The 24352-nt window shown below is 71.5% G+C and carries 18 protein-coding genes; 12 read left to right on the forward strand and 6 right to left on the reverse strand.

Annotation, left to right across the window (positions count from 1 at the left end):
* Window positions 1-16: 16 nt before the first annotated feature.
* From ACZ6MA_RS08050 to ACZ6MA_RS08060, 3 genes are all read left to right on the forward strand, one after another.
* Window positions 17-1492 carry a lactate utilization protein B gene (locus tag ACZ6MA_RS08050; RefSeq protein ID WP_469432291.1) on the forward strand — a complete coding sequence of 492 codons (1476 nt, stop codon included), beginning with the start codon at window positions 17-19 and terminating at the stop codon, window positions 1490-1492.
* Entirely contained in the window at window positions 1489-2178 is a 690-nt protein-coding gene (locus tag ACZ6MA_RS08055) for a LutC/YkgG family protein (RefSeq protein WP_469431973.1), read from the forward strand. The genes ACZ6MA_RS08050 and ACZ6MA_RS08055 overlap by 4 nt, the downstream gene beginning before the upstream one ends.
* Before the next feature lie 61 nt (window positions 2179-2239).
* Window positions 2240-3400 carry a CaiB/BaiF CoA transferase family protein gene (locus ACZ6MA_RS08060; protein WP_469431974.1) on the forward strand — a complete coding sequence of 387 codons (1161 nt, stop codon included), beginning with the start codon at window positions 2240-2242 and terminating at the stop codon, window positions 3398-3400.
* Window positions 3401-3485: 85 nt separating this feature from the next.
* Here ACZ6MA_RS08060 and ACZ6MA_RS08065 read toward each other — a convergent pair whose 3' ends face one another.
* Window positions 3486-5282 carry an ABC transporter ATP-binding protein gene (locus ACZ6MA_RS08065; RefSeq protein ID WP_469431976.1) on the reverse strand — a complete coding sequence of 599 codons (1797 nt, stop codon included), beginning with the start codon at window positions 5280-5282 and terminating at the stop codon, window positions 3486-3488.
* A 128-nt stretch (window positions 5283-5410) separates the two neighbouring features.
* On the opposite strand from ACZ6MA_RS08065, the gene ACZ6MA_RS08070 reads away from it, so the two are divergent.
* Window positions 5411-5851, forward strand: coding sequence for a MarR family winged helix-turn-helix transcriptional regulator (locus tag ACZ6MA_RS08070; RefSeq protein ID WP_469431977.1), 441 nt, complete (start codon window positions 5411-5413; stop codon window positions 5849-5851).
* Window positions 5852-5954: 103 nt separating this feature from the next.
* On the opposite strand, the gene ACZ6MA_RS08075 is transcribed toward ACZ6MA_RS08070, so the two are convergent.
* Window positions 5955-7577: a peptide-N4-asparagine amidase gene (locus ACZ6MA_RS08075; RefSeq protein ID WP_469431979.1), complete on the reverse strand. Its 1623-nt coding sequence runs from the start codon at window positions 7575-7577 to the stop codon at window positions 5955-5957.
* Between the two features lie 148 nt (window positions 7578-7725).
* Here ACZ6MA_RS08075 and ACZ6MA_RS08080 point away from each other — a divergent pair, with 148 nt between their 5' ends.
* Both ACZ6MA_RS08080 and ACZ6MA_RS08085 read left to right on the forward strand, forming a co-directional pair.
* Window positions 7726-9528, forward strand: a complete 1803-nt coding sequence (locus ACZ6MA_RS08080; RefSeq protein ID WP_469431981.1) for an ABC transporter transmembrane domain-containing protein — start codon at window positions 7726-7728, stop codon at window positions 9526-9528.
* Complete coding sequence (locus ACZ6MA_RS08085; RefSeq protein WP_469431982.1) at window positions 9525-11306, forward strand: ABC transporter ATP-binding protein; 1782 nt, start codon at window positions 9525-9527, stop codon at window positions 11304-11306. Before ACZ6MA_RS08080 ends, ACZ6MA_RS08085 begins: the two co-directional genes overlap by 4 nt.
* A 74-nt stretch (window positions 11307-11380) precedes the next feature.
* Here the strand turns inward: ACZ6MA_RS08085 and ACZ6MA_RS08090 are convergent, their stop codons facing one another.
* On the reverse strand, window positions 11381-12172 hold the full coding sequence (locus ACZ6MA_RS08090; RefSeq protein WP_469431983.1) for a metal-dependent hydrolase: 792 nt from the start codon (window positions 12170-12172) through the stop codon (window positions 11381-11383).
* A gap of 142 nt (window positions 12173-12314) precedes the next feature.
* Here ACZ6MA_RS08090 and ACZ6MA_RS08095 point away from each other — a divergent pair, with 142 nt between their 5' ends.
* On the forward strand, window positions 12315-14828 hold the full coding sequence (locus tag ACZ6MA_RS08095) for a DEAD/DEAH box helicase (RefSeq protein ID WP_469431985.1): 2514 nt from the start codon (window positions 12315-12317) through the stop codon (window positions 14826-14828).
* Between the two features lie 49 nt (window positions 14829-14877).
* Window positions 14878-15741 carry an acyl-CoA thioesterase gene (locus ACZ6MA_RS08100; protein WP_469431987.1) on the forward strand — a complete coding sequence of 288 codons (864 nt, stop codon included), beginning with the start codon at window positions 14878-14880 and terminating at the stop codon, window positions 15739-15741.
* A gap of 37 nt (window positions 15742-15778) precedes the next feature.
* Here ACZ6MA_RS08100 and ACZ6MA_RS08105 read toward each other — a convergent pair whose 3' ends face one another.
* Together ACZ6MA_RS08105 and ACZ6MA_RS08110 are read right to left on the reverse strand one after the other, a co-directional pair.
* Window positions 15779-16744 (reverse strand): DUF6397 family protein, encoded by a 966-nt coding sequence (locus ACZ6MA_RS08105; protein ID WP_469431989.1) that lies wholly within the window; start codon window positions 16742-16744, stop codon window positions 15779-15781.
* Window positions 16745-16864: 120 nt separating this feature from the next.
* Complete coding sequence (locus ACZ6MA_RS08110; RefSeq protein ID WP_469431990.1) at window positions 16865-17287, reverse strand: roadblock/LC7 domain-containing protein; 423 nt, start codon at window positions 17285-17287, stop codon at window positions 16865-16867.
* 297 nt (window positions 17288-17584) lie between these two features.
* Between ACZ6MA_RS08110 and ACZ6MA_RS08115 the strand changes: the two genes are divergently transcribed.
* Window positions 17585-18184: a class I SAM-dependent methyltransferase gene (locus ACZ6MA_RS08115; protein WP_469431991.1), complete on the forward strand. Its 600-nt coding sequence runs from the start codon at window positions 17585-17587 to the stop codon at window positions 18182-18184.
* A gap of 155 nt (window positions 18185-18339) precedes the next feature.
* A complete protein-coding gene (locus ACZ6MA_RS08120; RefSeq protein WP_469432292.1) occupies window positions 18340-18636 on the forward strand; it encodes a hypothetical protein in 297 nt (98 codons plus the stop codon).
* Between the two features lie 67 nt (window positions 18637-18703).
* Here ACZ6MA_RS08120 and ACZ6MA_RS08125 read toward each other — a convergent pair whose 3' ends face one another.
* Window positions 18704-19735 carry a fatty acid desaturase family protein gene (locus ACZ6MA_RS08125; protein ID WP_469431992.1) on the reverse strand — a complete coding sequence of 344 codons (1032 nt, stop codon included), beginning with the start codon at window positions 19733-19735 and terminating at the stop codon, window positions 18704-18706.
* Window positions 19736-20017: 282 nt separating this feature from the next.
* Between ACZ6MA_RS08125 and ACZ6MA_RS08130 the strand changes: the two genes are divergently transcribed.
* Window positions 20018-22951, forward strand: coding sequence for a DEAD/DEAH box helicase (locus tag ACZ6MA_RS08130; protein WP_469431994.1), 2934 nt, complete (start codon window positions 20018-20020; stop codon window positions 22949-22951).
* Window positions 22948-24228, forward strand: coding sequence for an SWIM zinc finger family protein (locus ACZ6MA_RS08135; protein WP_469431995.1), 1281 nt, complete (start codon window positions 22948-22950; stop codon window positions 24226-24228). The genes ACZ6MA_RS08130 and ACZ6MA_RS08135 overlap by 4 nt, the downstream gene beginning before the upstream one ends.
* The last annotated feature ends 124 nt before the right edge of the window (window positions 24229-24352 follow it).

The following is a 24352-nucleotide window of genomic DNA, read 5'->3' on the forward strand; positions in this document are numbered from 1 at the left end:
CACGACGTACCTCGGCATGCCCGCGTTCCCCCGGGCCGCCGCCGTCTCCACCCGTGACAGCGCACTGCGCGCCAATCTCCGCCACGCGACGCACACCATCCGCGCCAAGCGCGCCGCGGCCGTCGCCGAGCTGGAGGACTGGGAGCGGCTGCGTGCCGCCGGAGCCGCCATCAAGGACCGCACCCTGCGGCATCTCGACCACTACCTGGTGCGGTTGGAGGAGAACGTGACCCGGGCCGGGGGCACCGTCCACTGGGCGGCCGACGCCGCCGAGGCGAACCGCATCGTCACCGACCTCGTGCGGGCCACCGGCGAGCGCGAGGTCGTCAAGGTCAAGTCCATGGTCACCCAGGAGACCGGCCTCAACGCGGCCCTCGCCGACGCCGGGATCCGGGCGTACGAGACCGACCTCGCCGAGCTGATCGTCCAGCTCGGCGACGATTTGCCCTCGCACATCCTGGTCCCCGCCATCCACCGGAACCGCGGCGAGATCCGTGACATCTTCCGTGACCGGATGGCGCGGTGGGGGCGCCCGGCGCCGGAAGGGCTGACAGACCGTCCCGCCGATCTCGCCGAGGCCGCCCGGCTGCATCTGCGCGAGAAGTTCCTGAACGCCAAGGTCGCGATCTCCGGGGCCAATTTCATGGTGGCCGAGACCGGCACCCTCGTCGTCGTGGAATCCGAGGGCAACGGCCGGATGTGCCTCACCCTCCCCGAGACCCTGATCTCGGTGGTCGGCATCGAGAAGACCGTGCCGACCTGGCAGGACCTGGAGGTCTTCCTCCAACTGCTCCCCCGCTCCTCGACCGCCGAACGCATGAACCCGTACACCTCGATGTGGACGGGCACCACCGCGGAGGACGGTCCACGCGCCTTCCATCTGGTGCTGCTCGACAACGGCCGGACCGACACGCTCGCCGACCGGACCGGCCGCCAGGCGCTGCGCTGCATCCGCTGCTCGGCCTGTCTGAACGTCTGCCCCGTGTACGAGCGGGCCGGCGGGCACGCGTACGGCTCGCCCTACCCCGGACCGATCGGCGCGATCCTCACACCGCAGTTGCGCGGCCTGGCCTCCCCGCTGGAGGAGTCCCTTCCCTACGCCTCCTCCCTGTGCGGTGCCTGTTACGAGGTCTGCCCGGTCGCCATCGACATCCCGGAGGTCCTGGTCCATCTGCGCGAGCGGGTCGTGGAGGGCGGCGAGGTGACCGTCCGGGGCACGAGGACCGTCATCCGGCCGGCCAAGCGGCACGCCGCCGAGCGTGCGCTGATGCGCACCGCCGGCTGGGTCCTCGATCATCCCGCCGCGCTCCGCGACGGTCAGCGTCTCGCCGCCCGCACCCGCCGCTTCCACCCGCGCCGGCTGCCCGGGCCGGGCCGTGCCTGGACCGACAGCCGGGAGCTGCCCGAGATGCCCGCCGAGTCGTTCCGCGACTGGTGGGCCCGCACCCGCGGCGGACCGGCGCTCAACCCGCCCCCGGGACACGTGTCATGAGTGCCGTTCCGGGCGGTGCCGGCGGCGGCGCGAGCCGGGAACGCGTCCTGGGACGCATCCGGCGCGCGCTGACGGACGTACCGCGCCACGAGCGCCCGCGCGACCACCGCGTCGTCCGCGACTACCTCCGCGCACACGGTGAGCGGACCCCCGCCGAATCCGTCGACCTCCTCGCCGGGAACCTCGCGGATTACCGCGCCGTCGTGCACCGCACGGACCCGGCCGGACTGCCGCCCCTGGTGGGACGGTTGCTCACCGCGCGGGGCAGCCGCCGTGTGGTCGTACCGGCCGGACTGCCGGGCGGGTGGCTCGCCGAAGCACACGTGGAAGCGGTGCCCGACTCCGCGGCCCTGACGGCGCGGGAGCTGGACACCGTGGACAGCGTCGTCACCGGCTGCGCGCTGGCCATCGCCGAGACCGGCACGGTGGTCCTCGACGCGGGCCCGGACCAGGGCCGCCGCCGCGTCTCGCTCGTGCCCGACCACCATGTGTGCGTGGTGCGGATCGCCGACCAGGTCGTGGACTCGGTGCCGCAGGCCCTGGAGAGGCTGGTTCCCACGCGGCCGCTGACCTGGATCTCGGGTCCGTCCGCGACCAGCGACATCGAACTCGAGCGGGTCGAAGGCGTCCACGGACCGCGCACCCTGGAAGTGATCCTGGTGGACGGCGACCCACGGCCGATGTGACCTCCGCTCCTCCGCCGGACGCGGGGCCGGTCATATGATCAATTGCGATAAAGGAGGAGTGATGGAACTGCCCCTGCACGGCATCACCGTCGTCGCCCTCGAGCAGGCCGTCGCCGCGCCTTTCGCCACCCGTCAGCTCGCGGATCTGGGCGCGCGCGTGATCAAGATCGAACGCCCGGGGCCTGGTGACTTCGCCCGTGGCTACGACCGAAGCGTCAAGGGGCTCTCCGCCTACTTCGTCTGGGTCAACCGAGGCAAGGAGAGCGTCGCCCTCGACCTCAAGGACCCCACGGACCGGTCGCTGCTCGACCGCGTTCTGGCCCGCGCCGACGTGTTCGTCCAGAACCTCGGACCCGGGGCGGCCGACCGGCTGGGCCTCGGTGCCGAGACGCTCCGCGCCCGTGATCCGCGCCTGATCACCTGCGATCTCTCCGGATACGGCCCCGACGGCCCCTACCGCGACAAGAAGGCCTACGACCTGCTCGTCCAGTGCGAGGCCGGGCTGGTGTCGATCACCGGCGGCCCCGACGCCCCGGCCCGTCCGGGCATATCCATCGCCGACATCGCCGGTGGGATGTACGCCTACACGGGCATACTGACCGCCCTGTACGAACGCGAGCGCACCGGCCGGGGTTCGGCGCTGTCGGTCTCCCTGTTCGACGCGCTCGCCGAGTGGATGGGGCACCCGTACTTCGCCCAGGCTTACGGAGGCGCGCCCCTCACCCGCAGCGGAGCCCGCCACCCGTCCATCTCCCCCTACGGGCACTACGCGTGCGGGGACGGCGCCCGCGTGTTCCTGAGTGTGCAGAACGACCGGGAGTGGGTGGCCCTGTGTACACAGGTGCTGCGACAGCCCGAACTCGTCCGCGACCCGCGCTTCGCCGACAATCCGCTGCGCCGGGCGCATGACGACGAGCTGACGGCCGTCATGGAGACGGCCTTCGCCTGTCATACGGCGGACGGTCTCCTCGCGCTCCTCGACGGCGCGGGCATCGCCAACGCCCGCCTGCGAACCGTCGGGGAGTTCGCCGACCATCCACAGCTGACGGCGCGTCAGCGCTGGCGTTACTTCGGCTCGCCCGCGGGACCGCTGCGCGGTCTGCTACCGCCCGTCGAGGTGCGGGGCAGGGAAGCGGCCATGGGTGCGGTGCCCGCCGCCGGGGAGCATACGGCCGCGATCCGGGCCGAGTTCCCGGCTTCCCCGGAGCCGGGCCCGCGGTAGCGGCACACGCCGTCTCCGGCACCCCGACGACCGCGGCTACCGGTTGACGGCGGGAGCCGTCGGCCCGGGATCGCGCCGGGAGGGGTCAGACCCTTGCCGTGAGCCGTGTGTCGCGCCGGACGAGCGCGGCGTACTGGCCCGCGTCCGCGAGGAGTTCCTGATGGGTGCCGCGCTCGGTGATACGGCCACCGTCGAGGACGACGATCAGGTCGGCGTCGCGGACCGTGGACAGCCGGTGCGCGATGGTGATCGTCGTCCGCCCCTTGGACAAGGCGTCGAGGGCCTCCTGCACGGCGTGCTCGGTCCGGGTGTCCAGCGCGCTGGTCGCCTCGTCCAGCACCAGCACGGGCGGATCACGCAGAATGGTGCGGGCTATGGCCAGGCGCTGCTTCTCGCCGCCGGAGAACCGATAGCCGCGTTCTCCCACGACCGTGTCGTAGCCCTCGGGCAGGGAGGCGATGTGGTCGTGGATCTGGGCCGCCCGCGCGGCGTCCCTGATCTCGTCGTCCGTCGCGTCGGGCTTGGCGAAGCGGAGATTGTCGGCGACGGAAGCGTGGAAGAGGTAGGTCTCCTGCGAGACCACCCCCACCGCGCGGGCGAGCGTGTCGAAGTCGAGATCGCGGACGTCGACGCCGTCGATCAGCACCCGGCCGCCGGTGACGTCGTAGAGGCGGGGGACGAGATAACTGAGCGTGCTCTTGCCCGAACCGGTCGGCCCCACCACGGCCAGGCTGCTGCCGGCCGGGACGGTCAGGTCGATGCCCGAGAGCGTCTCGGCCGACGGGTCGTAGGAGAAGGAGACGGAGTCGAAGCGGACCTCGCCGCGGATCTTCTCCAGCCGCACCGGCTTCTCGGGCTCGGCGATGTCCACCGGAAGGTCGAGGTACTCGAAGATGCGGTGGAAGAGGGCCAGGGAGACCTGCATCTGCACACCGGTGGACAGCAGGCTGACCGTGGGGCGGAAAAGCCCCTGCTGGAGGGAGACGAAGGCGACCAGCGTACCGATCGAGATGTCGGGCCCGCCCGTCCGCAGGGCCATTCCGGCGGTCCAGTAGATGACGGCGGGCATGGCGGCCATGATGATGCCGATGACGGACATCTTCCACCGCCCGGCCATGTTCGCCCGTACTTCAAGCCCGACCAGTCGCTCGGATTCCTTCTCGAAGTCCCTGGTCAGGGAATCGGCTCGGCCCATCGTGCGACCGAGCAGGATCCCGCTGACGGACAGCGATTCCGTGACCATGGCGGCCATGACCGCCATCTGCTTCTGCCGCTGGGAGGTGATCTTCTTGCGCTCCCGGCCGACGCGACGGCTGATCCATACGAACGCCGGCAGGAGGAGGAGCGAGACGACGGTCAGGCGCCAGTCCAGGGCGAGCATCGCCACGACCGTGGCGATCACGCTGGTGAGGTTGGAGACCAGGGACGTGGCGGTGGACGTCACGGTCGCCTGCATGCCACCGATGTCATTGGCGATGCGGGACTGCACCTCGCCGGTGCGGGTCTTGGTGAAGAAGGCGAGCGGCATGCTCTGGAGCCGGCCGTAGACCGCGCTCCGCAGATCGTGCATGACGCGCTGGCCGACCGTGGTGGAGATGAGGGTCTGCAGAACGCCGAACACGCTGTTCACGACCGCCGTGGCGATCATGCCGAGGGCCAGCAGGCTCAGCAGACCGGTGCGGCCGTCGGGGATGGCGACGTCGAGGACCTCCCGCAGCAGGAACGGGGAGGCCACCGAGACGAGTGAGGAAGCGGCGACGAGCAGCCCGACAAGGGCGAGGCGGCCGCGATAGGGGCGGAAGAGGCGGAGGATGCGGCGCAGTTGCGCGGGTTGCTCCGGGTCCGCGGGTGGGGGCGTCCAGTCCGGTTCGTCGTGACGCATGGGCTCCTTCAGAGAGGTCGGGACAGCGAGGAGGGCGGGACAGCGGAGGGGAATCCACTCACGTTGACCGAGCATAGCTCACTGTTACCTAAGCTCACAATGACCTCTGTCCTGGTATTCTATTGATCATGACCGCTCCCGATACGTCCGGGCAACTCCCCGAGCAGCTGCTGCGCCTCACCCGTCGGCTCCACCGCGCGCAGAAGCGTTACCTCGACCCGGTCGGCATCACGCCCGCCCAGTCCCGGCTGCTCCGCACCGTCTCGCACTACGAGGAACCCCCGCGCATGGCGGATCTGGCGCAGCGCCTCGAAGTCGTACCCCGGGCGGTCACCACGCTGGTCGACGCGCTGGAGGCCAACGGCACGGTGCGGCGGGTGCCGGACCCTTCCAATCGCCGGGTCATCCGGATCGAGATCACCGACCAGGGCCGTTCGACGCTGCGCGCGCTGCGTGAGGCGCGGCGGGCGGCCGTGGAGGACATACTCGCCCCGCTGAGCACCGAACAGCGGAGCGTGCTCGGCAGTCTGCTGAACGAACTGATGGCGGGTCCGGAGCGCGACTGCTGACCCTGCGCCGGACGGCCCGGCGCACGGGCCCGCCGCCCGGCGGACGAGCGGGGCGGGCCCACGGGGCGTTCGAGCCCCCGTGAACCCGCCCCCGGATGAGCGCTCAGCAGCCCTGCCGGTCCTCGGTCAGGGCTCCCTGTGCCGTGGCCAGGGTCCGGGCGTAGCAGACTCCCGGGCCGTGTAAGCGGTAGCGCTCGCGCGAGACGCCCGTCGCGTGCCGCTGCTCGCGCGGCACGTTCTGGTTGTAGGCGGCGTCACCCGTGTAGGTGTCGTCCATCCGGGACCACCCCAGGCGGCTGGTGCCACGCAGGGTGACCGTGTCCGCCCGGTCGCCCATGGTCATCACGGTGCGCAGCCGGTCCCCTGTGCCGATGGTGGTCTCGCCGTCCATGCGGTAGACGCGATGGGTCTCGGTGGTGGTCGCGGGGCCGCGTCCGGCGACCGTCACCGTTTCGTCGTCGTTCCACCGGGCCCGCAACGCGTCCGTCGTCTCACGGTCGGTCCACCGGTGGACGGAGGTGCCGGCGACCCTCCGGGCGACGGTGGTGGTCACCCGGCCGTGCGAGGTGTCCGTGTACCCCGCGACCGTGAGGGAGTGCCCGCCCTCGGAGGTCAGCCGGTGCTCCGCACCGGGCCGGTACACCGTGGTGTCGGCGAGATCCGCCGCCTTGTGTGTGGTGAGCGCACCCGTGACGCGGGTGGCCTTGGCGTCCTGCCAGACCAGGATGTTGGTCGGGGTGCTCCAGCCGCTCTGCCCCTGCGGCACCCCGGTGACCGATACGGTGACGCGGTGCGGCTTGCCGTCGTTCAGCAGGCCGGCGAAGGGCGTGAGGTCGTACTCCACGGGCCGGACGTCGAAGGCGCGCGGCCCGGGTATGACGTACCAGAGGAAGGGATTGGACCAGCCGCCGGTCCACACGGTCGGGAAGGGCGCGGCGATCCCGGCGAGCCGGCCGTCCACCGAGACCCGCACCTCGCGGTACGGGCCGTCCTCGGCCTTGCACGAGTAGGGGGCCGCGTCGGGCACGGTGAGATACCAGAACTCCTCACAGCCGCCGCCCGAGCCGGTGGCGTACACCTCGGCCACGATCCGCTCGCTGTTGAGCGGGGTGGTCAGCCGTCCTTCGTGGACGCCGCCCTCGTTGTGCGCCCCGTCCAGGGGCAGGACCTTGTCGGGGGTACGGGCCGGGCGCACACGGCCCTCGGCCGCGTAGAAGGTGAGGGTCACCTTGATCTTGATGACCCCGGTGTAGGTGTCGTTCACGAGGTTGCCGATGAGCATTTCGACGGGCTGGTCGGAACGCAGGGCCGCCGCGTAGCGGGTGACGTCCTTCTCCACGTTCCAGGCGATGCCCTCGGGTGAGGGTTCCGGTGTGGAGGTGCGCAGAACCTCCACACCACCGATGTGGAGGTAGCCCAGGCGGTCGTACTGCCGTCCGGCGACGGATCCTTCGAGCCTCAGGACGACCTTGTTCCAGCGGTCGCCGCATCCCTTGGGGGGCGTGTAGGTGCTCTTGTAGGGCGTGTAGTCGCGGAACTCGGTCTCGGCGACGGTCACTTCGCACGAGGTGGTGTCGGGGGTGGCCACGGGCGGTGTCGCGGTGACCGGGTCGTGCCAGTCGGTGCCGAACTCGGGGGGCGGTTCCGCGGCCGCGGCGGGGCTCACGCCCAACGTCAGGCCGACGGCCGCGGCACACAGCGCGAGAAGCAGTCGTCTCGGTCTCATGGGGCAGGAGTGAAGCGTGCCGTACCGCGGCGCGCCAGAGCCTCTTTGGCCTGATCCGTCGACCGCGCGGAAAACCAGTTGAATTCGGCACTCCTGGAACGCGAACCTTTCACTTCTCCCGCCTCGCCACCCCCGACCCTGGGACGTCATGCAGATACGCGACCTTCCCTATACCGATCCCGGCAGTCCGGATGTCCGATCCGGGCCGCGTTTCCTCCTCTGGCTCGGGCGCCATCAGCTGTCCGGCCAAGTGAAGGCCATGCTGTGGGGTGTTCTGCACATGGCGGCGGTGGCCGTGTTCCCCGTGGCCGTGGGCTTCGCGGTGCAGGCCGTCGTCGACCGGTCCGGCGCCCGTCTGGCGATGGCCGGCGGTCTGATGGCCCTGCTCGGGGCTCTGACCGCCCTGGGCGACACCATGCTGCACCGCACGGCCGTGACCAATTGGATCACCGCTGCGGCGCGGGTGCAGCAGCTACTGGCCCGCAAGACGGCCGAGTTGGGATCGGCGTTGACCCGACGCGTGGCAGCGGGCGAGGTCGTCGCGGTGTCGACCGGTGACGTCGAGAAGATCGGCTGGTTTGTGGAGGCCCTGTCGCGCTTCGCCTCCGCGGCGGTCACGACGGTGGCGGTGTGCGTGGCCCTGGTGGTCTACCAGCCCGCGCTCGGCGTGGTGATCGCGATCGGTGTACCCGTGCTGACCCTGGCGGTGCTGCCTCTGCTGCCGCACGCGACCAAGCGGGCCGACGAGCAGCGTGAGAAGGCGGGCCGGGCCACGGAGTTGGCGTCGGACACAGTGGCGGGGCTGCGGGTGCTGCGCGGCATCGGCGGTGAGGAGCTGTTCCTCACCCGGTACCGCCGTGCCTCGCAAGAGGTGCGCGAGGCGGCGGTGCGCAGCGCCCGGATGTGGGCGCTGATCGCGGCGGTTCAGGTGGCACTGCCGGGGCTGCTGCTGATCGCGGTGGTCTGGTACGGGGTCGGGCTGGCCCAGGACGGCCGGATCGGCGTCGGCGAGCTGGTGACGGTCTACGGCGTCGTGACGTTCCTGCTGTTCCCCCTGCGTCAGTTCGAGGAGATCGCCATGGCGTACTCCTTCTCCCGGCCGTCCGCACAGCGCGCCGCCCGGGTCCTCGCCTTGCGGCGAACCGAACCCTCGGCGCACGAAGATGCCGGGGCGGTGTTCGCCGGCGACCTGTACGACCCCACGAGCGGGCTGCTGGCTCCCGCCGGGTCGCTGACCACGGTGGTGTGCGGCGATCCGGACGTCGCCGGCCGGCTCGCCGACCGGCTGGGCGGGCATCCGGCCGAGGAGGCGGAGGGGACGCCGTCGGCGTTGCTCGGCGGGGTGGCACTGGACGGGGTGCCGCTGGAGGCGGCCCGGGCCGCGGTCCTGGTCCAGGACAAGGACCCCGTGCTGATGTCGGGGACCCTCGCGGAGTTGTTGGACGTGCCCTCTTCGGGAGCGGTCGACGCCGGCGCGGCGCTGGCCGCCGCGCAGTGCGCGGACGTGCTGGCCGCCCTCGCCCAGGTCTCGGCGGACGACTCCGGCGACCCGATGCGGACCCGGATCACCGAGCGGGGCCGCTCCCTGTCCGGCGGGCAGCGGCAGCGGTTGGCGCTGGCCCGGTCGCTGGTGACCGACCCCGAGGTGCTGGTGCTGGACGAGCCGACCTCGGCGGTCGACTCGCATACCGAGGCACGCGTCGCGGACGGGGTGCGGGAGATACGACAGGGGCGCACCACGGTGGTGTTCTCCTCCAGCCCGCTGCTGCTCGACCGGGCCGACCGGGTGGTGTTCGTCCGCGACGGCCGGGTCGCCGCGGTGGGCACGCACCGCCAACTGCTGCGGGAGCACCGCGCGTACCGCGCCGTGGTCACCCGTGAGACGGACGAAGAGCTGGGCACGGAGTTCGCGGAGCTGAAGCGGACCGAGCACATCGAGGAGTCGGCATGATCGGCGTGGCGCCACCGGCGTACGACCCGGCCGCACCGGAGTCGGCGACGACTCTGCCGGTCGGCAGGCCCGCGACGGTGCGGGCGTATGTGAGCGGTCTGCTCCGCAGGCATCGAACGGCGTTCGTCCTGTTGGTGACGGTCAACGCGATCGCGGTGATCGCCTCGATGGTGGGGCCGTATCTGCTGGGCGGGCTGGTCGAGGACCTGTCGTCGGGCGAGGAGGATCCGCACCTGGGCCGTGTCGTCTCGTTCTTCGCGGTGGCGCTGGCCGTGCAGACCCTGTTCGTGCGCATGGTGCGGCTGCGTGGGGCGGTGCTGGGCGAGCGGATGCTGGCGGATCTGCGCGAGGACTTCCTCGTGCGGTCGGTGGCGCTGCCGCCGGGGGTGCTGGAACGGGCCGGGACCGGTGACCTGTTGTCGCGGATCACCACCGACATCGACCGGCTCGCGAACGCCATGCGCGAGGCCGTGCCCCAGCTGGCGGTGGGCTTCGTGTGGGTGACGCTGCTGTTGGGCGCGCTGACGCTGACCGCGCCACCGCTCGCGCTGGGTGTGCTGGTCGCGCTGCCGGTGCTGCTCGTGGGCTGCCGCTGGTACTTCCGGCGGGCTCCCGGGGCCTACCGCTCCGAGGCCGCGGGGTATGCCGCGGTCGCGGCGTCCCTCGCGGAGACCGTGGACGCGGGGCGGACCATCGAGGCCCACCGGCTCGGTCGGCGTCGGGTCGCCCTCTCCGATCAGCGGGTTTCCGAGTGGACCCAATGGGAGCGCTACACCCTGTGGCTGCGCTCGGTCCTCTTTCCGGTGATCAATGTGACGCACGCCCTGCTGTTCGGCTCGGTGCTGATCCTCGGGGGCGTCTTCGTCCTGTGGGGCTGGATCTCGGTGGGCCAGCTGACGACGGGGGCGCTCTTCGCGCAGATGCTCATCGATCCGGTCGGACTGATCCTGCGCTGGTACGACGAGCTGCAGGTCGCCCAGGTGTCGCTGGCACGGTTGGTCGGGGTGAGGGAGATCGAGCCGGAGAGCGCGGACGAGCGGGTGAGCCCGGTGGGGCGCGACGTCAAGGCGGACGAGGTGCGCTTCGGCTACGCGGCGGGCAGCGATGTCCTGCACGGCGTGTCCCTCGATGTCCGGCCCGGCAGTCGGGTGGCTCTGGTCGGGCCGTCGGGTGCGGGCAAGTCGACCCTGGGCCGGCTGCTGGCGGGGATCTACGCGCCGCGCTCCGGTGCGGTGACCCTCGGCGGTGCCGAGCTGGCCCGGATGCCCACGGAACGGGTGCGCAGGCATGTGGCGCTGGTCAACCAGGAACATCACGTCTTCGTGGGTTCGCTGCGTGACAACCTGCTGCTGGCGCGTACGACGGCCGAGGACGGTGAGCTGTGGTCGGCTCTCGGCGCGGTGGACGCCGACGGCTGGGTGCGGGCGCTGGAGGACGGGCTCGGCACGGAGGTCGGATCGGGTGGTCTGACGCTCACCCCGGCCCAGGCGCAGCAGATCGCGCTGGCCCGGCTGGTCCTCGCCGATCCGCACACCCTGGTGCTGGACGAGGCGACTTCGCTGCTGGACCCGCGGGCTGCCCGGCATCTGGAACGGTCGCTGGCGAAGGTGCTGGAGGGCCGGACGGTGGTGGCCATCGCGCACCGGCTGCACACCGCGCACGACGCGGATGTGATCGCGGTGGCGGAGGACGGCCGGATCAGCGAGCTGGGCAGCCATGACGAGCTGGTCGCGGCCGATGGCGCGTACGCGGCTCTGTGGCGCTCCTGGCACCAGTAGCCCCCCGGTGAGGACGCGGTGCCCCGGCCATGCGGCCGGGGACCCACCGCGTCGGAGCCGGTGTCCCGGGACGCTCAGATATAGCCCAGGGCGCCCAGCCCGCCGAATCCGCCGAGCACCATGAAGGCGGGCATGAGCACCTTCATCTCCACCCAGCTGCCGGCCCGGAAGCGCATGCCCTTCGGCGGGCCGAGCGGGTACCAGCGCTTGCGGCCTATGGGGATGGGCCACAGGATCGGGCAGCCCGAGACGGTGAGCGCGTCCCCGATGTCGTGGACGAGCGCGCCGAGGATTATCGGCAGACCGAGCCACATGTATTCCTGGCCCGGGTCGCCGAACAGCCAGCCGGCGCCGTTGCCCGGCTCGTTGAGGATACCGGCGAGGATCCACGCGCTGGTCGCGCCGAGCAGCCAGACCAGGACGTCGCTGGAGGTCCGTGCCATCCGCCACAGCAGCCCTTCGACGGCGAGCACCAGGTGGACGAAGAGGATGCCGAGGACGGCCCAGCGGCCACCGGTCATCGCCAGTGCCGAGGCGCCGAGCCCTATCAGCACCGCCCACAGCCAGGTGTGGGTCAGGGTGCGGTGGCCGCCGTTGCGCCGCGGGTCGCTCTGGGTCCTGGTGGCCTTGTAGACGGCGTGCGAGAGCTTGTCGATGATCTCGCAGAGCCAGCGCGAGATCGGGCCGAACGCACGGGATATCGTCGCGGATCTGTGGTCGAGGTCGGGGGCGAGCGCCGCACCCGCGCAGATCAGGGCCCCGGCGACGAGCACCGGCCAGGGCATCGGGTGGCCGGCGCCGGCCACCGCCGCGCCCACTCCGAGCCAGGCGGCGGCTCCCGAAAGCGAGTGCGCCGGTCCCATCATGGTCGTTCCACCTCAATTGGCCCTGTGATTGACGACGTCCCGCTCTTCTGACGCCCGGTCGGCCACTCAGCGTAGCGCCCGGATGATCACCGTTCGACCGGCCGGTTCCCTGATCCGGCCCGGGGCCAGGCAGTATGGAGGCGTGACCCTTATCGATCAGATGCCGAGCAATGCCGATCCCGACGCCCTCTTCGAAGCTTTCTCGACCTGGGCCGAGGAGCGGGGCATCTCGCTGTACCCCGCGCAGGAGGAGGCGCTGATCGAGGTGGTCTCCGGGGCGAACGTGATCTTGTCTACACCGACCGGCTCGGGCAAGAGCCTCGTCGCGGCCGGCGCGCACTTCACCGCGCTCGCCAACGACCAGGTGACCTTCTACACCGCGCCGATCAAGGCCCTCGTCTCGGAGAAGTTCTTCGACCTGTGCAAGCTGTTCGGCACGGAGAACGTCGGCATGCTCACGGGTGACGCCTCGGTCAACGCGGACGCGCCCGTCATCTGCTGCACGGCCGAGGTGCTCGCCTCCATCGCCCTGCGGGACGGCAAGGACGCCGACATCGGCCAGGTCGTCATGGACGAGTTCCACTTCTACGCGGAACCGGACCGGGGCTGGGCGTGGCAGATCCCGCTGCTGGAGCTTCCGCAGGCGCAGTTCGTTCTGATGTCGGCGACGCTCGGCGACGTGTCCCGGTTCGAGGGGGACCTGACCCGGCGCACGGGCCGCCCCACCTCGGTGGTGCGATCCGCGACCCGGCCGGTGCCCCTGTCCTACGAATACCGCACGACGCCGCTGACCGAGACGCTGACCGAGTTGCTCCAGACGCGGCAGGCACCGGTGTACATCGTGCACTTCACGCAGGCGGCGGCCGTGGAGCGGGCCCAGGCGCTGATGAGCATCAACATGTGCTCGCGCGAGGAGAAGGACGAGATCGCCAAGCTGATCGGCAATTTCCGCTTCACCACCAAGTTCGGCCGGAACCTCTCGCGCTACGTGCGCCACGGAATCGGTGTGCACCACGCCGGGATGCTGCCGAAGTACCGGCGGCTGGTGGAACGGCTGGCGCAAGCGGGTCTGCTGAAGGTCATCTGCGGCACGGACACGCTCGGTGTCGGGGTCAACGTACCGATCCGCACCGTTTTGTTCACCGCGCTCACCAAGTACGACGGCCAGCGGGTGCGGACCCTGCGGGCCCGGGAGTTCCACCAGATCGCCGGGCGGGCCGGGCGGGCCGGCTTCGATACGGCCGGTCTCGTCGTGGCGCAGGCTCCCGAGCACGTGGTCGAGAACGAAAAGGCTCTGGCCAAGGCGGGTGACGACCCGAAGAAGCGCCGCAAGGTGGTCCGCAAGAAGGCTCCGGAGGGCTTCGTCAACTGGGGCGAGAACACCTTCGAGAAGCTGATCGTCTCGGAGCCCGAGCAGCTCACCTCGCGCTTCCGGGTCACGCACACGATGCTCTTGTCGGTCATCGCGCGGCCCGGCAACGCCTTCGAGGCGATGCGCCGTCTGCTGGAGGACAACCACGAGCCCCGCAGGAATCAGCTGCGGCACATCCGCCGGGCCATCGCCATCTACCGTTCGCTGCTGGACGGCGGTGTCGTCGAGCAGCTCGACCAGCCCGACGCCGAGGGCCGGATCGTGCGTCTGACGGTGGACCTGCAGTCGGATTTCGCGCTCAACCAGCCGCTGTCGACCTTCGCGCTCGCCTCCTTCGAACTCCTCGACCCCGAGTCGCCCTCGTACGCGCTGGACATGGTCTCGGTGGTCGAGTCGACGCTGGACGACCCGCGGCAGATCCTGGCGGCGCAGCAGAACAAGGCACGCGGCGAGGCGATCGCCGTGATGAAGGCGGACGGCGTCGAGTACGAGGACCGCATGGAGCGGCTCATGGACGTCACCTACCCCAAGCCGCTGGAAGAGCTGCTGTCCCACGCCTACGACGTCTACCGTAAGAGCCACCCGTGGGTCGGGGACCACCCGCTCTCGCCGAAGTCGGTCATCCGTGACATGTACGAGCGCGCGATGACGTTCACCGAATTCACCTCTTTCTACGACCTGGCACGGACCGAGGGCATCGTGCTGCGCTACCTCGCGAGCGCCTACAAGGCGCTGGACCACACCGTCCCGGACGACCTCAAGTCCGACGACTTCGAGGACCTGATCGCCTGGCTCGGCGAGATGGTGCGGCAGGTCGACTCCAGCCTGCTGGACGAGTGGGAGCAGCTGGCGAATCCCGAGAACGAGACCGCCGAGGAGGCGCAGGAGCGCGCCGACCAGGTCAAGCCGGTCACCGCCAACGCGCGCGCGTTCCGGGTGCTGGTGCGCAACGCGATGTTCCGCCGGGTCGAGCTGGCCGCTTTGGACAAGGTCGGCGAGCTGGGCGAGATGGACGCCGAGGCCGGCTGGGACGAGGACCGCTGGGCCGAGGCCATGGACGCCTACTGGGACGAGTACGAGGACTTGGGTACCGGTCCCGACGCACGCGGTCCCAAGCTGCTGCGGATCGAGGAGAAGCCGGAGGACGGGCTGTGGCGCGTCCGTCAGACGTTCGCCGACCCGAACGGCGATCACGACTGGGGCATCTCCGCCGAGGTGGATCTCGCCGCCTCGGACGAGGAGGGCCGCGCGGTGGTACGGGTGATGGAGGTCGGTCAGCTGTAGCCTCCGAGGCGCCGCCCGCGTGGCGCGCCCCGGAAGTGAAGGAGCACCGATGTCCAGTCCCGCCGACCGGTTGGTCGATCTGCTCGACCTGGAGCAGATCGACCTGAACATCTTCCGGGGCCGGAGCCCGGACGAGTCGCTCCAACGCGTGTTCGGCGGGCAGGTGGCCGGGCAGGCGCTGGTCGCGGCCGGCCGGACCACGGACCGCGAGCGGCCCGTGCACTCCCTGCACGCGTACTTCCTGCGCCCGGGGCGGCCCGGCGTGCCCATCGTGTACCAGGTGGAGCGGGTGCGCGACGGGCGTTCCTTCACCACGCGGCGCGTGGTGGCCGTCCAACAGGGCCGTACGATCTTCAACCTCACCGCCTCCTTCCATCAGGCCGAGCCGGGTTTCGAGCATCAGGTGGCCGTGCCGGGGGTGCCCGGCCCCGAGGAGTTGCCGCGGCTCGCGGACGAGATCCGCGAGCACCTCGGGGAGCTGCCGAGCGCCCTGCGTCATATGGAACGGCGCATGGCTTTCGACATCCGGTACGTGGACCGGCTGCGCTGGACGGCACGGGAACTCTCCGCAGCGCAGCCGCGCAGTGCCGTGTGGATGCGGACGGTGGGACCGCTCGGCGACGATCCCCTCGTCCACAACTGCGCCGTCACCTACGCGAGCGACATGACGCTTCTGGACGCGGTGCGCATCCCCGTCGAGCCGCTTTGGGGGCCACGCGGCTTCGACATGGCCTCACTCGACCACGCCATGTGGTTCCACCGGCCCTTCCGCGCCGATGAGTGGTTCCTCTACCAGCAGGAGTCGCCCATCGCCACGGGCGCCAGGGGCCTTGCCCGGGGGCAGATCTTCGACCGCGAGGGCAGACTCGTCGTGTCCGTGATGCAGGAGGGGTTGTTCCGCAAGATCACCTGAAACGGTCACCCCCGAGACACCGGGCATGCGGAGCGCCTCAGGCCCGACGACGCAGCCGAGCCCACAGACCGCGTGGCCGCACGGGCCCGGCGGGCTTCTTCGCGGCGCCCGCGGCGGTCACCGCCTTCGCGTCCGCCGCGGTTTCGGCACCCGCCGCGATGTCGGTGGCCGTCATGGACACCGCGCGCGGCACCAACGGCACCGGCGGAGCGGGCCGGGGGCCTGGGGCGGGAGGGGGCCCGGCCGCGCGGGCCCGTGCCAACGCGGCGGCCAGGCGGTGGCGATGCCACTCGATCTCGTCGGGCTCCTCCGCCAGGATCACCGATTCGATCACGTCGTGAGCGGCCGTCGCGTCCGGCCTGGCGGGGACCAGGGCCGGGCGCAGGAGGGTCAGACAGGCCCGCTCGTCCTCGTCCGGCACGATGGTGGCCAGGGCTTCGGGGGTGAGCACGGACGCGGTGACCGCGGCCCGCTCCCAGGGGTCCTCGGTCTGGGCCAGCAGCTGATCGAGCCTGCGGGCACGCCAGGATCGCCCGCGACGGTCCTCGCGCTCCTCCAGCGCCGTGCGCAACGGGGCGGGGGTGCGGCCGGACAGAAGCTCGGGGTTACGGTCGGCGAAGTCGACGAGATCCGCGGCCAGGTAGTGCCAGACAACGGCTCGATACCTGTTGACATAGAAGCGCACGGGAGCGAAGCAACCGCCCCGGGCGAGCCGGCCGAAGCGGGCCGGGCTGATGCCCATCAGCTCGGCGCCCTCGGCGGTGCCGACCACCCACAACCGTGAGCGCAGTGCTTCGGGGAATCCGTCGACGCCGCGATGCCGCTCGATCTCCGCCCGGGTGACCCTGCGCCGCCGGCCGGGGCCGGACGCCACCGTCCGTACGTCTCCGAGCTGCACCGCCAGCTCGAACTCCCGCGGCTTGAGCTCCAGCTCCCGTGCCGCCCTTCCGTACGCGACGCTGTCCTCGGCCGTGCCCCGAACCTCGCACTGTCGCACCGTCATGACACCCTCCCCGCCACCGGTTCATCACTGACAGTGACGACGATAGAGGAGAGGGGTGACATCCCGTCCAGCCTGTGGATAACTTCGGTCCGGAACCCGGAGCGGGGTCGGCGTCGCAGGTCAACGGAGGCGGCCCGGGGTCTCCCCCCTGCCGTCCTGCTGCCGGGAGGCGACGCTGAGGTGTTCGCCGACACGATTGACGAGCAGCGTCATCTCATAGGCGACCTGCCCGATATCGGCATCGGCGTCACCGAGGACACACAGACAACTCCCGTCGCCGGCGGCCGTCACGAACAGCACACCTTCATCGAACTCGACCATCGTCTGACGGACCTTGCCCGCCCGGAAGTGCCGGCCGGTACCCCGCGCCAGACTGTGCAGCCCCGACGCGACAGCCGCCAGGTGCTCGGCGTCCTCCCGCGCGAGATCGGCACTCGCACCCGTCACGAGCCCGTCATTGGACAACACCAGTGCATGGCGTATTTGCTCCACGCGCTTGGTCAGGTCGTCCAGCAACCAGTCAAGTCCCTTGGCCATTGCCATAATGCCCCGCCTCCCCGTTCCGTTTTTCCCCGTAACCGCCGTGCCAGCCTTACTCACCCGCGCCCTGTCGGCAACCCGCCCTGCCCGTCGGCACGTACCTGTCGGGCAGTTGGCACAAGACGGGGACATGGCGCGGAGAATGCGCGGGGAACAGGGACAGGCCTTGCTTTTGGCGAGTTGCCGGTTCGCGTCCGTATCGACAAAGTGGGGGCGCCGGCCGACACCGCCGTCTAACCGGCGCCCTCGGCACGTGCCCCCATGCGCCGAGAGTGAGGGCATCACCGAAGGAGTCATCGCGTGAACAACGAACCGGCCCGGGTGAGGGAATTCTTCACAGCGCGCGCCGACGACTGGGACGCCCGGTTCCCCGACGACGGCCCCGCGTACGACGCGGCTGTCGCCGACCTGGGCCTGCGCGACGGCGAGACGGTGCTGGACGCCGGATGCGGCACGGGACGGGCGCTGCCGGCCCTGCGTTCGGCCGTCGGCCCGCGGGGCACGGTGCTGGGCGCGGACCTCACCCCCGCGATGCTGGCCGCGGCCGTCCGGGCCGGTCGCCGTGACCACGGCCTGCTGATGGTCGCGGATGCCGGACGGCTGCCGCTGCGCGGCGGCTTTCTCGACGCGGTCTTCGCGGCCGGGCTCCTCGCCCATCTCGCCGGCGCCACCGCGGGCCTTCGGGAATTGGCCCGGGTGGTGCGGCCGGGCGGCCGGCTCGCGCTCTTCCACCCCATCGGCCGTGCCGCGCTCGCGGCCCGCCACGGCCGCGCGCTGGCCCCGCAGGACCAGCGCGCCGAGCCGAACCTCCGCCCTCTGCTGGCGGACGGCGGCTGGGATCTCGTCTCCTACACCGACGAGGACACCCGTTTCCTCGCGCTCGCCGTCCGCGCGGGCTGACCGGAAGCCCGAACCGGCCACGGGCGCTCCGCGGGACGCGGTGCGCGGCGCGGACCGGCGCTCGGCCGGGCGGTCGCCCCCGCATGCGTCGGCGGTTCAACCCCACCACCGGCGGGCACACTTGTACGACGCAGGACAAGCCGCTCACGGGGCAGGTGATCCGCGTGTTCCATAAACTCCGCAAGCGCCGCGAAGAAGGCCGTCGGCCGTCCCCCGTGCCGCCACCCCCGAAACGGCAGCACAATCTCTTCGAGGCGGCGGCCACTTATGTGGCCGCGTGCGCCGAGAACGATCTCGACGGGAGCGCGGAGGCGGCTCGCTGGGTTTCCCCGGAGGCCCTCAGTTTCGGCGTGAACGAACTTGCCTGCCGCGCTGTCATCGCGCTCGCCCGTGAACACGACGAGTCACCGCGCACCGTGGCCCGGGCGCTTCTCGGGCTGCCCGCCCGCTGACTCCGGGCCACCTCTCGTCATGCGTCGGCGCGATGTGCGCGACGCCCGCGATCACACGCCGCGCTGTTCACCCGGCCCGTAGCGGAGCACCGACGTCGTGCATATGGCCGAGCGCCTGCCGGTAGGAGTCGACGAGCCCGGTTTCCGCGTACGGCAGACCGGCCGTCCGGCAGTACGCGCGGACGATCGGCTGGGCACGCCGGAGGTGGGGGCGCGGCATGTTCGGGAAGAGATGGTGCTCGATCTGGTAGTTCAGCCCGCCCAGGAACCAGTCGGTCACCGGGCCGCCGCGCACGTTGCGTGAGGTGAGGACCTGGCGGCGCAGGTGCCCCCACCGCGGCCCGTTCGGGTCCGGCATCTCCATGCCCTTGTGGTTGGGCGCGAAGACCATACCGAGGTGCAGCCCGAAGAGGGCGTGGTGGAGGAGCGCGAAGACGAGAGCCTTGCCGAGGGACATGGACGACAACAGCAGCGCCGCGTAACCCACCAGGTGCAGGGTGAGGAGCGTCGCCTCCACGCGTCGCTCTCCGGCCTCTTGCCGTTTGAGGTCGCGCACGCTTGAAACCTTCAGACTGATGCCTTCGAGGAGCAGCATCGGGAAGAAGAGCCGGGCCTGATGACGGGTGAGCCAGCGGGCGAAGCCTTCCCGTTGCGCGGCCTGCCGCCGGGTCCACACCAGTGCCCCGACGCCGACGTCCGGGTCCTTGTCGACGTGGTTGGGATGGGCATGGTGGCGATTGTGCTTGTCGTTCCACCAGGAGTAACTCAGTCCGAGCAGCAGGTCGGAGTGGAGCAGGCCGAGAAGGCGGTGGGTCCGCCGGGTGCCCGCTATCTGGGCGTGGCCGCTGTCGTGGCCGAGGAAGGCGGTCCGGGCGCCGAAGACCGCCATGGGAACGGCCAGGAGCAGCGTCCACCACGAATCGCCCGTGAGCACCGTCGCGGCGCAGGTGGCGGCCAGCGTCAGCGTGTTGACGGTGATGGTCAGCGCGTACCAGCCCCGCCGTCGTTCGAGGAGGCCCTCCGCGCGGATCCGGCGCAGGAGGGGGGCGAAGTCGCTGCCCGCCGCGGGTTCCGCGAGCAAGGTGCTGGCCTGGGGCATGAGGTCTCCGGAGATTTTCGACGAACGGCCGGTGAACGGCCGAGGAGGGGGGCGGGCGGACCGCGCACACTGATGACCGACCTCAGAAAACGTACGGACCGCAGGCCCCGGAGGGCCATGGAGTCACCACCCAGACCGCCCGGGGGACAACCCCCGGACAGCGCAGGGGGCTGAGCGCACCCTCGTCGGCGGCATGACGAGCGTCACAGGCCGAAGACCCTTATCGCCCACTCGCTTCCTGTACCCTCGGGCGCTCCGGAGCCCACTAGTCAAATTTGAGGAATGCGCATTCCTGTGACACCACCCTCTGCCGCCGACCCCACCGATACCGCCCGGCTGGCCCGTTGTTCGGCGGTCTTCCTCCCCGGAGACCCGCACCGCACCGGACGGGTCGCCTTCTGGCAGCCGGACGGGCCGGATGACGCTCCGCCCTCCGCCTCGGGCGTCGCCGAGGAGCTGACGATCGTCGTCCCGGACGGCGCGGGGGTGACCACCACGACCGTCCGTGTCACCACGTTGCCCGTGGCCGAGGCGCTTCCCGCCCTCACCCGCGCCCGAGCCGCGCGGGGCGGGGAGTCGGCCGCGTTCTGGGGCGCCGCGGCGGTGCTCGCACTGCAACTGGCCGCGCGCGGCCGACTGCTGCCGGGACTGACCGCGACCGATCACGACGCCTGGCGCGTCGGACCGCTCACCCAGGACGATCTGCGCCGGGTGCGCGAGTTGGCCGCCTCGATGCCCCCGGCCGCACACGCCGTGCCGGTGCCGGACAGCGACCCGCCGCTGCTGCCCGAGCCCGAGCGTCTGGTGCGTGCCTTCCTGGACGCCGTGGCCGACGGGCTGCCGCGCTCCCCCGCCGCGGCGCTGGCCGCGGGCGGTCCCGCGTTCGCCGCCCCCGCACCGCACCGGCTGCCCGAACAGCGTGCCTGGGCCGACGAGATCGCCGCCGGACACGACGCGGGCGTCCGGCTCTCCCTCCGTGTCGAGGTACTGGGCCTGACGGAGGCCGCGCCCGGAGGCGAGGAGGCCGGTGAGGAGGCCCACCCGCGGTTCCGTGCCGTCCTCCAGCTGCACAGCCTCACCGACCCGGCGCTGGTCGCGGACGCGGCCGACGTCTGGTCGGGAGACTCGCCCCTGGCCGCCTCACTCGGCCGGGGAGCCCGGATGAAGGCCCTGCTCGCCCTGCGGCGTGCCGCGCACGCCTGGCCCGCGCTCACCCCGCTGCTCTCGGTGGCGGCACCCGACGCCATCGAACTCGCCGACGAGGAGACGGGCGAACTCCTGGGCGCGGCATCGGCGGCGCTGGAGGCCGCCGGGGTCGAGGTGCACTGGCCGAGGGAGCTGGCCCGTCAGCTCACCGCGCGCGCCGTCGTCGGCCCGCCGGAAGACGCCGGCACGCGGGATGCCGATTGGTCCGGCATGCCGTCGCTGCTCTCGGCGGACGCTCTGCTCACCTTCAGCTGGCGGTTCGCCGTCGGTGACATGGAGCTGACCAAGGAGGAGCTGGACCGGCTGGCCGAGGCGAGCCGCCCGGCGGTGCGCCTGCGGGACCAGTGGGTGCTCGTCGATCCGGAGGCGGTGCGCCGCGCCCGGGAGCGACAGGACCGGAAGGTCACCCCCGTCGAGGCGCTGGGTGCCGCCCTCACCGGCCGCACCCACACCGGGGAGAGGGGCGGTGAGGACTCCGGGGAGAGCGTCGAGGTGCGGGCCACCGGCTGGCTCGCGGCCCTGCGTGACCGCATCCGCGACCCCGACTCCTGCCATGAGCCCGTCGCCCAGCCCGCCGCGCTGGCCGCCACCCTGCGCGACTACCAACTACGCGGCCTCGACTGGCTGAACCGGATGACCTCGCTCGGCCTGGGGGGCTGTCTCGCCGACGACATGGGGCTCGGCAAGACCGTCACCCTGATCGCCCTTCACCTGCACCGCCAAACCCTGCCTGGCGCGGCCGGACCGACTTTGGTGATCTGCCCGACGTCCCTGATGGGCAACTGGCAGCGGGAGATCGAGAAGTTCGCGCCCGGCACGCCCGTGCGCCGTTTCCACGGCCCGTCACGGAACCTGGACGCCCTGGCCGACGGGGAGTTCGTCCTCACCACCTACGGCACGATGCGGCTGGACGCCGCGCGCCTGGCGGAGGCCGGGTGGGGTCTGGTCGTCACCGATGAGGCACAGCACGTCAAGAATCCGTACTCCGCGACCGCCAGGCAACTGCGCACCATCGGCGCGAAGGCCCGGGTCGCTCTCTCGGGCACGCCCGTCGAGAACAACCTGTCCGAGCTGTGGGCGATCCTCGACTGGACGACGCCCGGACTCCTCGGCACGCTGGGCAGGTTCCGCCGGCGCTATGCACGGTCGGTCGAGGAGGGCGCCGATCCCGCGGCCGCCGAGCGCCTCGCGGCGCTCATCCGCCCGTTCCTGCTGCGGCGCCGCAAGTCCGATCCGGGCATCGCGCCCGAGCTTCCGCCCAAGACCGAGACGGATCACGCGGTCACGCTCACCAAGGAGCAGGCGGGACTGTACGAGGCCGTGGTGCGGGAGGTCCTCGCCGAAATCGAGGGCGCGGACGGTTTCGAGCGGCGCGGGCTGATCGTCAAGCTCCTCACGGGGCTCAAGCAGATCTGCAATCACCCGGCGCAGTTCTTGAAGGAGCACGACCTGAAGGAGGGCGGCCCGAGGATCGCGGGGCGCTCCGGCAAGGTGGAGCTGCTCGACGAACTGCTGGACACGATCCTCGCCGAGGACGCGAGTGTGCTCGTGTTCACCCAGTACGTACAGATGGCGCGGCTGCTGGAACACCACCTGGCCGCACGCGGCGTGCCGACGCAGTTCCTCCACGGCGGCACGCCCGTGCCGCGCCGCGAGGAGATGGTCCGCCGCTTCCAGGACGGTGAGGTCCCGGTCTTCCTGCTGTCGCTGAAGGCGGCCGGTACGGGGCTGAACCTCACTCGCGCCGGGCACGTCGTGCACTTCGACCGCTGGTGGAACCCGGCCGTCGAGGCGCAGGCCACCGACCGGGCCTACCGCATCGGCCAGACCCAGCCCGTGCAGGTGCACCGGCTCGTCGCCGAAGGCACGATCGAGGACCGGATCGCGCGGATGCTCACCCGCAAGCAGGCGCTCGCGGACGCGGTGCTGCACTCCGGTGAGGCGGCACTGACGGAACTCACCGATGCCGAGCTGGCTGATCTCGTCGCACTGAGGGGGACCGGACGATGACCGGGAATGACGTTCACGCGCGCGTGGAGCGCACCTTCGAGGCCCTGCCGCCCGCGCACGGACGGGGATTCGCCGACACGTGGTGGGGACAGGCGTGGCTGCGGGCGCTGGAGGACACGGCGCTGGACGGCCGGCAGGTGAAGGCGGGCCGCAGGCACGCGCGCGCGGGAGCGGTCGGCGCGGTGTCCGTACGTCCCGGACGCGTCACGGCGCTCGTCCGGGACCGGGACGGCACGCGGTACCGCTCCGATGTGGTGATCCAGCAGCTGTCCGGGGCCGACTGGGACCGGCTGTTGGATCTGGTCGCCGACCGGGCGGGGCACATCGCGGCGCTGTTGGACCGCGACATGCCGCCGCATCTCGTCGAGGACGCGGCGGCGGTGGGAGTGGATCTGCTTCCGGGCATCGGGGATCTGGAGCCCGAGTGCGCCTGCGAGGCATGGGACCACTGCCCGCACACGGTGGCGCTGTGCCTTCAGGTGGCGAGGTTGCTCGACCGGGACCCCTTCGTGCTGCTGCTGATGCGCGGGCGGGGCGAGCGTGAGCTGTTGGACGCGTTGCAGGCCCGTAGCGTCTCGCGCGCCGCGTCACGGGAGCCGCGCGAGAGCGCGGGGGTGCCCGCCGGCGTCCCGGCGAGTGAGGCGTTCGCGGCGCGGGACGTCATACCTCCCCTGCCCGACGCCCCGCCCGTGACGGATTTGGTGGGGCGCCCGCCCGTCCTCACCGGAGACACGTCCCCCGGCTCCGGCCTCGACACCGGTGCGCTGGAGTTCCTCGTCGCGGACGCGGCCGCCCGGGCCCGGCAGCTGCTGGCCGAGGCCCTGGCCCCCGGCCATGAGCGGGCGCCCGTGGCGACCGCGCTGACGGTGCGGCAGGACGCGGTACGGCTGGCCGCCTCGGGGCCGCCCGAGCGGATCACCGCCCGCCTCGCGGCGGGCTGCGGATTCGGACGGGCGGAGCTGGCCCGCGCCGCCCGGGCCTGGGGGCACGGCGGGGCCGCGGCGCTGGCCGTGCTGGAGGAGGAGTGGACACCCGGCGCGGAGGACCTCGCCCGCGCTCGTGCCCGGCTGGCGGCGGCGTGGGAGGACGACGACAAGGCACCCCGGCTGCGGGCCACGCGCAATCGGTGGACGGTGGTGGGCACCGACACCCAGCTGCGTTACGGGCGGGACGGACGGTGGTGGCCGTATCGCAAGGAAAGCGGTCGCTGGGAGCCCGCCGGGCCGTGTGACCACGATCCCGCGGCGGCCCTCGCAAGCTTGCTCACGGAAGAGTGACGAAGGAATCAAAGGAACAGAAGGGGTAGTAGTTCGTTTTCCAAGGCGATAGGGGCCAATGAAGGAGCTTCTCAGCCCCAGTGACAGAATGTGGTGATCTACCGTTCAATCACCTTCTGCACAT

Source organism: Streptomyces sp. NPDC042259 (genome assembly GCF_055582085.1).